The organism is Streptomyces sp. NBC_01429 (assembly GCF_036231945.1).
In the GTDB taxonomy this organism is placed as follows: Bacteria; Actinomycetota; Actinomycetes; order Streptomycetales; family Streptomycetaceae; genus Streptomyces.
Map to the genome: position 1 here is coordinate 2,779,841 of NZ_CP109599.1, position 12,199 is coordinate 2,792,039.

The 12,199-nt window shown below is 72.4% G+C and carries 11 protein-coding genes; 3 read left to right on the forward strand and 8 right to left on the reverse strand.

What is annotated here, in order from left to right; translation table 11 throughout:
* Positions 1-18: 18 nt before the first annotated feature.
* The 3 genes from OG627_RS11715 to OG627_RS11725 all read right to left on the reverse strand — a co-directional run bounded on the left by OG627_RS11715 (position 19) and on the right by OG627_RS11725 (position 3,541).
* Entirely contained in the window at positions 19-1,515 is a 1,497-nt protein-coding gene (locus tag OG627_RS11715; protein WP_329064148.1) for an ABC transporter permease, read from the reverse strand.
* A gap of 121 nt (positions 1,516-1,636) precedes the next feature.
* Positions 1,637-2,899 (reverse strand): L,D-transpeptidase, encoded by a 1,263-nt coding sequence (locus OG627_RS11720; RefSeq protein WP_329072583.1) that lies wholly within the window; start codon positions 2,897-2,899, stop codon positions 1,637-1,639.
* A 225-nt stretch (positions 2,900-3,124) separates the two neighbouring features.
* On the reverse strand, positions 3,125-3,541 hold the full coding sequence (locus OG627_RS11725) for a hypothetical protein (protein ID WP_329064150.1): 417 nt from the start codon (positions 3,539-3,541) through the stop codon (positions 3,125-3,127).
* A 108-nt stretch (positions 3,542-3,649) separates the two neighbouring features.
* Here OG627_RS11725 and OG627_RS11730 point away from each other — a divergent pair, with 108 nt between their 5' ends.
* Positions 3,650-4,012 (forward strand): hypothetical protein, encoded by a 363-nt coding sequence (locus tag OG627_RS11730; protein ID WP_329064152.1) that lies wholly within the window; start codon positions 3,650-3,652, stop codon positions 4,010-4,012.
* A 59-nt stretch (positions 4,013-4,071) separates the two neighbouring features.
* Here OG627_RS11730 and hutH read toward each other — a convergent pair whose 3' ends face one another.
* The 5 genes from hutH to OG627_RS11755 all read right to left on the reverse strand — a co-directional run bounded on the left by hutH (position 4,072) and on the right by OG627_RS11755 (position 10,125).
* Entirely contained in the window at positions 4,072-5,613 is a 1,542-nt protein-coding gene (gene hutH / locus OG627_RS11735) for a histidine ammonia-lyase (protein WP_329072585.1), read from the reverse strand.
* Positions 5,614-5,685: 72 nt separating this feature from the next.
* On the reverse strand, positions 5,686-6,882 hold the full coding sequence (locus tag OG627_RS11740; protein WP_329064154.1) for a GGDEF domain-containing protein: 1,197 nt from the start codon (positions 6,880-6,882) through the stop codon (positions 5,686-5,688).
* Positions 6,883-7,005: 123 nt separating this feature from the next.
* Complete coding sequence (locus tag OG627_RS11745) at positions 7,006-7,815, reverse strand: enoyl-CoA hydratase/isomerase family protein (RefSeq protein WP_329064156.1); 810 nt, start codon at positions 7,813-7,815, stop codon at positions 7,006-7,008.
* Between the two features lie 51 nt (positions 7,816-7,866).
* Positions 7,867-9,018 carry an adenylate/guanylate cyclase domain-containing protein gene (locus tag OG627_RS11750; RefSeq protein ID WP_329064158.1) on the reverse strand — a complete coding sequence of 384 codons (1,152 nt, stop codon included), beginning with the start codon at positions 9,016-9,018 and terminating at the stop codon, positions 7,867-7,869.
* A 246-nt stretch (positions 9,019-9,264) separates the two neighbouring features.
* Positions 9,265-10,125: a biotin--[acetyl-CoA-carboxylase] ligase gene (locus OG627_RS11755; RefSeq protein WP_329064160.1), complete on the reverse strand. Its 861-nt coding sequence runs from the start codon at positions 10,123-10,125 to the stop codon at positions 9,265-9,267.
* A gap of 268 nt (positions 10,126-10,393) precedes the next feature.
* Here OG627_RS11755 and OG627_RS11760 point away from each other — a divergent pair, with 268 nt between their 5' ends.
* On the forward strand, positions 10,394-11,941 hold the full coding sequence (locus tag OG627_RS11760; protein ID WP_443073615.1) for an acyl-CoA carboxylase subunit beta: 1,548 nt from the start codon (positions 10,394-10,396) through the stop codon (positions 11,939-11,941).
* Positions 11,942-11,987: 46 nt separating this feature from the next.
* Entirely contained in the window at positions 11,988-12,194 is a 207-nt protein-coding gene (locus OG627_RS11765) for an acyl-CoA carboxylase epsilon subunit (protein WP_329064164.1), read from the forward strand.
* Positions 12,195-12,199 lie beyond the last annotated feature (5 nt).

The following is a 12,199-nucleotide window of genomic DNA, read 5'->3' on the forward strand; positions in this document are numbered from 1 at the left end:
CGACGTGGGCCCGTGCGTTCACTCGACGCGGCGCAGCGCGTCCGCCGGGCGCAGCCGCGAGGCCCGCCAGCCGCCGAAGCCGCCCGCGATCAGGCCACCGGCCACGGCGAGCGCGACGGCGACGCCGATCGTGGTGAGCGAGACGGGCGCGGTGAGGGCGATGTCGAGGGCCTTGGCCGCGCTCTGCCGGCCGGCGCCACCGCCGCCCATGGGGCCGCCGCCACCGCCGAAGCCACCGCCACCGCCGCCTCCTCCGGAGGAGCCGAGCTGCGCGGTGAGGGTCGGGCTGACGGCCGTGACGAGATACGCGCCGCCGAGGCCGAGCGCGATCCCGAGCACCCCGCCGAGCAGCCCGTTGACGAGCGCCTCGCCGACGACCTGCCGGGTGACCCGGCCGCTCGTCCAGCCGAGCGCCTTGAGCGTGCCGAACTCCCGTACCCGGCGGCTGACCGCCGAGGAGGTGAGCAGCCCCGCCACCAGGAAGGCCGCGACGAGTACGGCGATGGAGAGCCACTTGCCCACGTTCGCGGCGAGGTTGGACGCGGTGGACAGGGAGCCGGAGACGGTGTCGGCGAGATCGGCCGAGGTGGTGACGGTGGTGCCCGAGATGTTCTTCTGGATGGTGGCCTTGACGCTGTCGATCCGCTGCGAGTCGGCGGCCTTGACGTAGACGGTGGTGACCTTGTTCTTGGAGTCGGCCAGCGTCTGGGCCTTCTTGAGCGGGATGTAGAGGTTGGCCGCCGCGTCACCGCTGTCGGCGGTGGCGATCCCGATGAGGGTGAACTTCGTCTTGGAGATGGTCACGGTCTTGCCGACCGCGAGGTTCTTCTCCTTGGCGTACGCGCTGTCGACGACCGCGACCGCCGCGTCGGTCTCGGTGGTCTTGAACGTACGGCCCTTGGTGAGCTTGGAGGAGGTCAGCGGGCCGAGGGCGGGCGCGGTGACGTCCGTGCCGTAGACGGTGTACGAGTTGACGTCGAACGAGGCTCCGCCGCCCCGGACTTCGCCGCCGGAGCCGCCCGTACCGCCGGAGCCGCCGGGCGCGCCGCCCCGGCCGCCGCCCTGCTGCCCGCCCTCGTCCTGGGTGAACTCGCCGCGCTTGAACTCGCCGTCGACCTTGAGGACGGTCAGGCTCAGTCCGCCGACGGCGTCGGAGACGCCGTCCTGGCCGGCGACCTCGGTGACGGTGGAGGAGGCCAGGGTCTGGAAGCCCTGGACCATGACGCGGTCGCTGCTCTGCTCGGCGTCGGAGTCGTCGTCGCCCTTGGCGTCGAACTCGAAGCGGGGCCGGCCCGTCGTACCGCCTTCACCGGGCGGGGTCGCGGCCTTGGTGACGGTCAGGTCGGTGCCGAGGCCGTACAGCGACTGGAGGACCTTGTCCTGGGCCCGGCTCATGCCGGAGGAGACCGAGCTGACGATGATGACGAGGGCGATTCCCAGGGCGAGCCCCGAGGCGACGACGAGCGCCGCCTTTCTGCGACGGCGCAGCTCGCGCCTGAGATAGGTGAAGAACATGGGCGTGAAATTAGGCGCCCGTTGTGATGAGGAGTTAAGGCCGGGGTGAGAGCTGGATGAGAACGCGAACGGCGGCGGCACCGCGAGGGGTGCCGCCGCCGGACGTTACGTTCCGCGGGTGTCAGGCTTCCGAGCCGGCCTTCCAGTCGGCCCAGCTCAGGTTCCAGCCGTTGAGGCCGTTGTCCGGCTGGATGGTCTTGTCGTCGGAGTTCTTGACGATGACGACGTCACCGACCATCGAGCTGTTGTAGAACCACGCGGCGGGGGTGTTGGGGTCGTTGGCACCCTTGGTGTCCGAGAGGCCCACACAGCCGTGGCTGGTGTTGACGGAACCGAAGATGGACTTGGCGCCCCAGTAGTTGCCGTGCAGGAAGGTGCCGGAGTTCGACAGCCGCATGGCGTGCGGGACGTCCTTGATGTCGTACTCGCCCTTGCCGTCGCTGTCCGTGAAGCCGACCGTCGCGCCGTTCATCCGGGTCTCCTTGAACTTCTCGGAGATCACCATCTGGCCGTTGTAGGTCGTGTTCTCGGGGGAACCGGCGGAGATCGGGATGGTCTTGACCGTCTTGCCGTCCCGGGTGACGGTCATGGTGTGGGCCTTGGCGTCCACCGTGCTGACCTGGGCGCGGCCTATCTTGAAGGTGACCGTCTTCTCCTGGACGCCGAAGACGCCCTTGGCGCCCTCGACGCCGTCCAGGGCGAGCTTGAGGGTGACCGTGGAGCCGGCCTGCCAGTACTGGTCGGGGCGCAGGTCGAGGCGCTGGCCGTTGAACCAGTGGCCGACGACTTCCTGGCCGCTGCTGGAGGTGACGGTGATGCCGTCCTCGACGGCCTTCTTGTCGGTGATCGCCTTGTTGAAGTTGATCGAGACCGGCATGCCGACGCCGACCGTGGAGCCGTCCTCGGGGGTGAAGTTCCCGATGAAGCTGTTCTCGGGCGAGACCGTGGTGAAGGACGAGTTCGCGAACGCCTTGAGGTTCTTGGCGTCCTTCGCCGTGGCGGCGATCTTGTAGACGGTGGAGCGTTCGAGCTGGGCGTCGGGCTGCCAGCTCTTCGCGTCGTCGGAGAGGGTGCCCTTGACGGCGGTGCCGTCGGCGGTGGTCATCTTCACCTCGGTGAGGGTGCCCTTGGTGACGGTGACCTTGGCGTCGTTGTTGATCCCGACGTTGGTCGCGCCGTTCTTCGGCGCGATGGCTATCTGGGCCTCGGACGTCTGCTTGGCGGCGGCCGCGTCGGCCTGCGCCTGCGAGGACGACGAGCTGCCGGCGCTCGCCTTGTCGCCGCCGTCACTGCACGCCGAGAGCACCAGAACGCCACCGAGCACTGCGGACGCGGCCATCAGGCTCTTGCGCCGCTTGCTGTCCGTCATCACACGCTTCTCCATCATCGCCGCTTACCCTGCCGATAACCTTTAAGAACACCCGTGGCGGTTCGTCCGGTTCCACATCAACCGATTGTGTGGTGAACACCACTCGCCCCGGGGAATGCCGTACGGAATATCGCGAGGGCACGGGCGGGCCCCGGCCCGTCGGCTGCCGCGGTCCGGGGCTCGAACCGACCGGCACAGGTACCGGTCGGGTCGGTCCTACCAGAGTGTCATGCCGGGGCGCTACCCCCGACCAGCACCCACCCCGCCGCCGTCGGCCACGGCTGTGACCTGCGCGGATCCGTCGATTCCGGTCTCGTCGCCGCCGTCGCCGTCGCCGTCCTCGTCGTCACCGTCGTCGTCGAGGTCCCACTCCACCGCGTCGGGGTCGTAGTCGATCAGCTCGCTGGTCCAGGACGCCTGGGCGAGATCGATCCCGGGAACCTCCTTGACCAGGTCGAGCGGCTCCACCAGATACGCGAGGGCCTCCGCCCCGTCGTCCCGTACCGCCGCCCTGGCATGCGCCCGCTCGTCGTCGGGAAGGGTCTCGTCGGCGGCCACGCGGTCGAGGGCGGCGGCGCTCAGCCGCTCGGCGTCGGCCACCTCCAGCACCAATTCCACGCGCAGCCGTACATACCGTGATGTCTCTGAAGTGCTCATACGACGGAGCGTATGGCTCCTGACCCCCGTGACTTTCCCACGACCCGCTGCTTTCACTAGCATCAGCGCACTCAGCCAATTCGGCGTTGTCCAAAGGGGATCGATCACGTGTCCGTCGCACGCCGGCCGCTGCTGACGGCGACCGCCGCCGGAACCCTGCTCTGCGCGCTGTGGTTCGTGCCTTCCGCGAAAGCCACGAGCGACACGAGCGGGCGGACCGGCGGGCAGGAGCAGTCCGCACCAGCGGCGCAGGGTCAGCAGCACACGGAGGGTCAGCGCAGACTCACCCTCGAAAGCTACGAGGAGTCCGGAACACCCGGCGCCGCCGACGGCGCGAGCCGGGACGAGCCGCTCCTCGCCGACACGGGCAGCGTGGACACCACGCCGTACGTCGTCGGCGGGACGGTCTGTCTGGGCATCGGCGCCGGCTTCGTCGCGTACTCGGTGCGCAGGGGCGGCCGTACGGTCTGAGCGGCCGTACGACCCGAGCGCCCGGCCGCCCGGAGCCGCGGCTCCGGGCGGCCGGGGCCCTACGCGAGCGGTCCGGTGACCGGCTCCACGGCCGCGACCAGCGCTCCGGTCCGCACGAAGGCGTCCGCCCCCGCGAGGTCGGGGGCCAGGAACCGGTCGGGCCCCGGCCCCGCCACGCCCGTGGCGCGCAGCGCGTCGATGACCGCCCGGGAGGCGGGCGCGGGCGTCAGCCCCTCGCGCAGCTCGATCGCGCGCGTCGCCGCGTACAGCTCGACGGCGACGATACGGGTCAGGTTGTCGACGGTGGTGCGGAGCTTGCGCGCGGCGGACCAGCCCATCGAGACATGGTCCTCCTGCATCGCGGAGGACGGGATCGAGTCGACCGAGGCCGGGGCGGCGAGCCGCTTCATCTCGCTGACCAGCGCGGCCTGGGTGTACTGGGCGATCATCAGGCCCGAGTCCACACCGGCGTCGTCCGCGAGGAACGGCGGCAGCCCGTGCGAGCGGTTCTTGTCCAGCAGCCGGTCGGTACGGCGCTCGGCGATGGATCCGAGGTCGGCTGCGACGATGGCGAGGAAGTCCAGGACGTACGCCACCGGGGCGCCGTGGAAGTTGCCGTTGGACTCCACCCGGCCGTCGGCCAGCACCACCGGGTTGTCGACCGCCGAGGCCAGCTCCCGGTCGGCCACGAGCCGGGCGTACGCCAGCGTGTCCCGGCCCGCGCCCGCGACCTGCGGGGCGCAGCGCACCGAGTACGCGTCCTGCACCCGGGGCGCGGCGTCGGCCTGGAAGTGGCCGGTCAGCCCGGACCCGGCGAGCACCCGCAGCATGTTGTCGGCGCTGGCGCCCTGGCCGGGGTGCGGCCGGATCGCGTGCAGCTCGGGCGCCAGGACCTTGTCCGTGCCGAGCAGGGCCTCCAGGGTGAGCGCGGCGGTGATGTCGGCGGAGGTGTAGAGCCGGTGCAGGTCGGCGAGGGCCATGACCAGCATGCCGAGCATGCCGTCCGTGCCGTTGAGCAGGGCCAGGCCCTCCTTCTCGCGCAGCTCCACCGGCTCGATGCCGTGCGCGGCGAGCAGCTCGCCGGCGGGCGCGGTCACGCCGTCGGGCCCCTCGGCGTCGCCCTCGCCCATGAGGGTCAGCGCGCAGTGCGAGAGCGGCGCGAGGTCCCCGGAGCAGCCGAGCGAGCCGAACTCGTGGACGACCGGGGTGATCCCTGCGTTCAGGACGTCCGCCATGGTCCGCGCGACGCCGGGCCGTACCCCGGTGTGCCCCGACGCCAGGGTCTTGAGGCGCAGGAACATCAGCGCCCGCACCACCTCGCGCTCCACCCGCGGCCCCATCCCGGCGGCGTGCGACCGCACGATGTTGCGCTGGAGCCGCCCCCGCAGATCGGGGCCGATGTGCCGGGTGGCGAGAGCGCCGAACCCGGTGGAGACGCCGTACACCGGCTCCGGCTTGGCCGCCAGCGCCTCGACGACCTCACGCGCGGCGGCGAGCGCGGCGAGGGCCTCGGCGGAGAGCTCCACCCGGGCCTGCCCCCGGGCCACGGCGATGACGTCCTCGGCCGTCGTCCCCGACGTCCCCACCACGACTGTATGCATATCCATATTCAGGAGCGTACGGACTGTATCGCCAAGTGTCACTAGCCGGAGAAGTCACCGCTCGGGCGAGCGCTACGGAGCGGACGGGGACGGCGGCGGGGAGGGCGGCGCGGGCGGCGGCGCGTCGCGGAAGCGGCGCCGGTCGCCCGACGGCGGCGCGGGCGCGTCCGCCAGCCTGATCACCGCGCCGTCGCGGCCCGCCACCACCGGCTCCCGCGACCGGGCGGCCTTCGCGCGGTACTGCGCCGCGTCCGCCAGCCGGAACAGCCGGCGGGCCGAGCGGACCTCGCCGATCGGGTCGCCGGTGGACGCGATCCCGCACGCCACCCCCTCGCCCAGCTCCAGTTCGGCGGCGCGCAGACAGAGTTCACCGGCCACCGCGATCACCTCGTCCGCCTCGGGGCCGACCGTCAGCAGACAGAACTCGTCGCCGCCGAGGCGGGCCGCCAGCGCGCCCGGCAGTCGCGCGCCGCAGACCGACAGGAGCGAGCCGAATCGTTCCAGCAGCCGGTCGCCGACAGCGTGCCCATGGGTGTCGTTGACCTTCTTGAGGCCGTTGAGGTCGCAGACGACCAGGCTGACGACCGCCCCTTCGTCCCGGTGGCTGCCGATCGCCTCGTCCAGCCGCGCATCGACGGCGCGCCGGTTCGCCAGCCCGGTCAGCGGGTCGGTGAAGGCGAGCCTGCGGACCTCTTCGAGCCGCTCCGTCTGGGCGATCCCGGCCGCGACGACCGACGCGATGACGGTGGCGAAGTCCGCGTCGTCCGCGTCGAACAGCGGGGCGCCGCGCGGCCGGGCCACGTACAGCTCGCCCCAGGCCCGCCCGTGCAGCACGATCGGGGCGACCACGCAGCAGCCCCGGCCGCGCCGCCGCAGCGCGGCGACGCGCTGGTGGCAGTAGCCGGGCGCGGCCCCCGTGCCCGCCCCGCCGCCGACGGGACCGGCGTCCGCCGTCTCCACCCACGCGTGCGCCCCGCCGCCGCCCGTCCACCGCTCGTGCAGGAACTCGGCGATCTCGGGGAACTGATGCACGGGGTACGACTCGTCCTCGGGGAACTCCTCCTCGTCCTCGACCCGCTCCCCCGCGTTCACCAGCACCTTGAGCCGCCCGAGGTCCCGCTCCCACAGCGACAGCGCCGCGAAACTCCCCCCGAGCGCCTCGCACGCCCCCAGCGCCGCCGCCAGCCAGGCGTCGCGCGCGGCCGGAGCCGCGGCCATCGCCTGGGAAAGTGCCACTATGGCGCGCAGTCGCCCATCCACTCCCATCACTCCACCTTAAGACGGTTTGGGGTGATTTGATCACTTGGAGCGAACGACGGTCACCGTGAGTTGGTTCAACGGGTGACGATTCAAGGGGTGGCGACGGGGCTCAGGGGCGACCCGGAACCGGCCCTACTCGCCCGGCCACTCCGGCGAGCGCTTCTCGTTGAACGCCGCGACGCCCTCGGCGCGGTCGCCCGAGAAGGCGACGGACCACCACGCCGCGTCCTCCACCTCCAGACCGGCCCGCAGGTCCAGGCCGTGCCCGAGCCGCAGCGCGCGCTTGGCGGCGCGCAGGCCGACGGGCGAGTTCGCGGCGATACGCCCCGCCAGCGCGAGCGCCTCGTCGCGGTCGTCCCCCTCGGCCACCAGCAGATCGACCAGGCCGAGACCGGCCGCCTCGGCCGCCGCCACGCGCCGCGCGGTGAAGACCAGTTCGGCGGCGCGCGCGGCCCCGACCCGGCGCGGCAGCAGCTGCGTACCGCCACCGCCGGGAATCACGCCGACCGACACCTCGGGCAGCCCGACCACGGCCGTGGGGTCGGCCACGATCAGGTCGCAGGCGAGCGCCAGCTCGTAGCCGCCGCCCAGCGCGTAGCCGTGCACGGCGGCGATCGTGGGCATCGGCAGCTCCAGCACCCCGGCGTACGCGCCGCGCGCGACCGGCCGCTGGCGCACCAGCTCGGCGTCGCTGAGGGAGTTCCGCTCCTTGAGGTCCGCGCCGACGCAGAAGGCCCGCGCGTGGGTGGAGGTCAGCACCGCCACCCGCGCCTCCCGGTCCGCCGCCAGCTCCGCGCACGCGGCGGCGATGGAACGGGCCATCTCCGAGGACACCGCGTTCATCGCCTTGGGCCGGTCGAGGACCAGCTCAGCGACCCGGCCGCCCGCGCCGTGCCGCCGTACGACGACGTACTCCCCGAACCGCTGCTCGGCCTCGGTCATGACCGCACCCTCCCGGTTGACGTGGTTAACGACGGTTCACCGGGAGGGATCCTATGCGGTGCGCCGCCCCAGGAGCCATGGCTCGACCACACCGAGTCCGCGCACCGGCCGCTGCCACATCGGCTGGAGACCGAAGCGGTACGGGGGCGGCGCCGCGCCCTCCTTCTCGGCCTGCGCCGCGGCCTCGGCGGCCTGCGACTCCGAGGCCGGAACGTCGCCGGTGCGGATCAGCTCCTCGGCGAACGCGCCGTCGACCAGGACCGTGTCCTTGGGGGCTATCGACGTCAGCCGGCTCGCGAGGTTCACCGTCGTGCCGAAGACGTCGCCCATGCGCGTGGTGACCGTGCCGAACGCGATACCGACGCGCAGCGCCGGCATCGTCTCGTCGTGCGTCATGGTCTCTATCAGCCGCAGCGCGATCTCCGCCGCCGTACCGGCGTCGTCCGCCGCGTACAGCACCTCGTCGCCGAGGGTCTTGATGAGCCGGCCGCCGTGCGCGGCGACGAGGTCGGCGCAGGTCGTCTCGAACGCCTCGACCAGCTCGCCCAGCTCCTCCTCCTCCAGCCGGCGGGTCAGCCGGGTGAAGCCGACGAGATCGGCGAAGCCGACGGCGAGCCTGCGGTCGACCATCTCGTCGTCGTCCGCCGCCTGGACGACCCGTCCGGTGGCGGCGGCGAGCTGGCGCCGCCACACGTAGACGAGGAACTCCTCCAGCTCCGGCAGGAGCAGCTCCACCAGCGGATAGGTGACCTCGGTACGCGTCATCCCCGGCTCGGGCGGCTCGATGAGCCCGGAGAGGAAGGAATCGATCTGCCACTCCGCCAGCCGGGCGGTGGTCTGGCCGGTCGACCTGGCCACCTGGATCGCCATCGGCTCGCTCAGCAGCCCCGCCTCCACCAGACCGGACAGCCGCCGCAGCGCCAGCACGTCGGCCTCGGTGAACGCCCTGGCCTGGCCGACGTCGGCGAAGCCCATCGCCCGCCAGAAGCGGGACGCCAGGTCCATCGAGACACCGGCCGTACGGGCGGCCTGGAAGGGCGTGTAGCGGCGCTCGGCCCCGAGGATCAGCTGTTCGAGCCGGATGGCCAGCGGGTCGTCGGTCGGCTCGGCCGTGTGGTCGACGATGTGGTGCGGGCTCGGGTGAACCGAGGGGTCCGGCGGCGGCGACGCGTCCTCGCCGGAAGCCGAATCATCGACGGTCACCAGCCGCCTCCTGCCCGTTCCCTGCGCACTGCCCTACCGATCTGTCGTGGACCGCCTCAACGATACGGCAGATGTGCGCTGGCTCACGTATCGCCCGTCCGTCCCGGTCAGCGGTACGGGCGTACGCGCGGCCGCGCCCCCGGCCACCGGAGCGCCCCGCTCCGGTCACCGCCCCCGGTCCGTGCGCGGTCACCGTCCCCGGTCCGTGCGCGGTCACCGTCCCCGGTCCGTGCGCGGTCACCGCCCTCAGCCCGCGCCCCGCACATGCACGACGTCGCCCGCGCCCACCGGGTGGCGCGTCCCGTCCGCCGTCCGCAGGATCAGCCGGCCGTCCCCGTCGACCGCGACCGCCTCGCCGGTCAGCGCGCGGTCCCCGGGCAGCTCCGCCCGTACCGTCCGCCCGAGCGTCGCGCACCCCGCCGCGTACGCCTCCTGGAGCCCGGACAGCGCCGGGTCGCCGCCCGCGGCGCGCCACTCGCCGTACCACCGCTCCAGCGAGCGGAGCACCGCCCGCAGCAGGGTGTCGCGGTCGAGGGAGACCGCGTCGGCGAGGCCGAGCGAACCGGCGGTGGGTACGGGCAGTTCGTCGGCGCGCAGCGAGACATTGACGCCGACGCCCACCACCACCGCGTCGTCCCCGGCCCGTTCGGCGAGGATCCCGCCGGCCTTGCGCTCCTCGCCGTCCACGGTGACGAGCAGGTCGTTGGGCCACTTGAGGGCCGTGTCCACCCCGGCGGCGCGCGCCAGAGCGGTCGCGACGGCGACACCGGTGAGCAGCGGCAGCCAGCCGAGGCGCTCGACCGGGACGTCCGGGCCCGGCCGCAGGAGTACGGAGAAGAAGATCCCGGAGCGCGCCGGGGCCGACCACCGCCGGTCGAGCCGGCCGCGCCCCGCGGTCTGCTCCTCGGCGACGAGTACCGTGCCCTCGGCCCCGTCCCCGGCGGCGAGCGCCGCGAGATCGGAGTTGGTGGATCCGGTCGCGGTGACCACGTCGAGCGAGGTCCACAGCCCGCCCGGCACCACGAGCCCGCGGCGCAGCGCGCGCGCGTTCAGCGGGGGGCGTTCGAGGTCGGACCAGCGGCCGGCGGGGGCATCGGGCTCCATCATGCAAGCCACCCTAAGTGTGGGAAACACCGCACTGCCGATCGGTATCCGCGCAGATACCCTACGGATCAGTAGCATCCGCGCCCGCAACCGTCCCCGCACCCCGATCCGCCCGCACCCGACCCACCGCCGCACTCCGATCTACCGCACCCGCATCCGTGACCCCGCAGGGAGCCGCATCCCGATGTCCGAGCCGGAAAGCACACACGGAACCGCAACCTCAGCCTCGGCCTCAGCCGAAGCAGCCGCACCGCACACCACCGCCGGGAAGATCGCGGATCTCCGGCGCCGCGTCGAGGAGGCCACGCACGCCGGCTCCGCGCGCGCCGTGGAGAAGCAGCACGCCAAGGGCAAACTGACCGCCCGCGAGCGGGTCGATCTGCTGCTCGACGAGGGCTCCTTCGTCGAACTGGACGAGTTCGCGCGGCACCGCTCCACCAATTTCGGCATCGAGCGGAACCGGCCGTACGGGGACGGTGTCGTCACCGGTTACGGCACCGTCGACGGCCGGCCGGTCTGTGTGTACTCACAGGACTTCACCATCTTCGGCGGCTCGCTGGGCGAGGTCTACGGCGAGAAGATCGTCAAGGTCATGGACTTCGCGCTGAAGACCGGCTGTCCGATCGTCGGGATCAACGACGGCGGGGGCGCGCGGATCCAGGAGGGCGTGGCCGCGCTCGGTCTCTTCGCGGAGATCTTCCGCCGCAACGTGCACGCCTCGGGCGTCGTCCCGCAGATCAGCCTGATCGTCGGCCCGTGCGCGGGCGGCGCGGTGTACTCCCCCGCGATCACCGACTTCACGGTGATGGTCGATCAGACCTCGCACATGTTCATCACGGGTCCCGATGTCATCAAGACGGTGACGGGCGAGGACGTGGGCTTCGAGGAGCTGGGCGGAGCGCGCACGCACAACACGACGTCGGGCGTGGCGCATCACATGGCGGGCGACGAGAAGGACGCCGTCGAGTACGTCAAGTCGCTGCTCTCCTACCTGCCTTCGAACAACCTCTCCGAGCCGCCCGCCTTCCCCGAGGAGGCCGACCTCGCGCCGAGCGCCGAGGACCGGGAGCTGGACACGCTGATCCCGGACTCCGCGAACCAGCCGTACGACATGCACACGGCGATCGAGCATGTCCTGGACGACGGCGAATTCCTGGAGACGCAGGCGCTGTTCGCGCCGAACATCCTCACCGGCTTCGGCCGGGTCGAGGGCTTCCCGGTGGGGATCGTCGCCAATCAGCCGATGCAGTTCGCCGGCTGTCTGGACATCGACGCCTCGGAGAAGGCCGCGCGGTTCGTCCGCACCTGCGACGCCTTCAACGTGCCGGTGCTGACCTTCGTGGACGTGCCGGGCTTCCTGCCGGGGGTGGACCAGGAGTACGGCGGGATCATCCGGCGCGGCGCCAAGCTGATCTACGCGTACGCCGAGGCCACGGTCCCACTGATCACGGTGATCACCCGCAAGGCGTTCGGCGGCGCCTACGACGTGATGGGCTCCAAGCACCTGGGCGCGGACCTCAACCTGGCCTGGCCGACGGCCCAGATCGCCGTGATGGGGGCGCAGGGCGCGGTGAACATCCTGCACCGCCGCACGATCGCCGCCGCCGGGGACGACGCGGAGCGGGAGACCACGCGCGCCGAGCTGATCCAGGAGTACGAGGACACCCTGCTCAACCCGTACGTGGCGGCCGAGCGCGGCTACGTCGACGCGGTGATCATGCCGTCGGACACCCGGGCCCACGTGGTGCGGGGGCTGCGTCAGCTGCGGACGAAGCGGGAAAGCCTTCCTCCGAAGAAGCACGGCAACATCCCCCTCTAGGACCTGTCCGGACCTGGACGGGCAGGCCCCCGGAAAGGAGCAGCTCATGATCAAGGTCGTACGGGGCAACCCGACCCCCGAGGAACTGGCCGCCGCCCTGGCCGTGGTCAGGGCGGCCCGCGCGGCGGCGGCGGACGCGCCCGCCGGGCCGCCGGAGCCGGCGGCCCCGTGGTCAGCCCCGGCCCGCATCGCCCGGCGCGGCCTGCCGAGCCCGGGACCGCGCGCGTGGGCCCGTACGTACTGGCCCGGGTAGTCCGT

Bases quoted from the DNA above. Each gene is read 5' to 3' on its own strand.
- OG627_RS11715 (WP_329064148.1), bottom strand. From the start codon at position 1,515: ATGTTCTTCACCTATCTCAGGCGCGAGCTGCGCCGTCGCAGAAAGGCG.
- OG627_RS11720 (WP_329072583.1), bottom strand. From the start codon at position 2,899: ATGGAGAAGCGTGTGATGACGGACAGCAAGCGGCGCAAGAGCCTGATG.
- OG627_RS11725 (WP_329064150.1), bottom strand. From the start codon at position 3,541: ATGAGCACTTCAGAGACATCACGGTATGTACGGCTGCGCGTGGAATTG.
- hutH (WP_329072585.1), bottom strand. From the start codon at position 5,613: ATGCATACAGTCGTGGTGGGGACGTCGGGGACGACGGCCGAGGACGTC.
- OG627_RS11745 (WP_329064156.1), bottom strand. From the start codon at position 7,815: ATGACCGAGGCCGAGCAGCGGTTCGGGGAGTACGTCGTCGTACGGCGG.
- OG627_RS11755 (WP_329064160.1), bottom strand. From the start codon at position 10,125: ATGATGGAGCCCGATGCCCCCGCCGGCCGCTGGTCCGACCTCGAACGC.
- OG627_RS11765 (WP_329064164.1), top strand. From the start codon at position 11,988: ATGATCAAGGTCGTACGGGGCAACCCGACCCCCGAGGAACTGGCCGCC.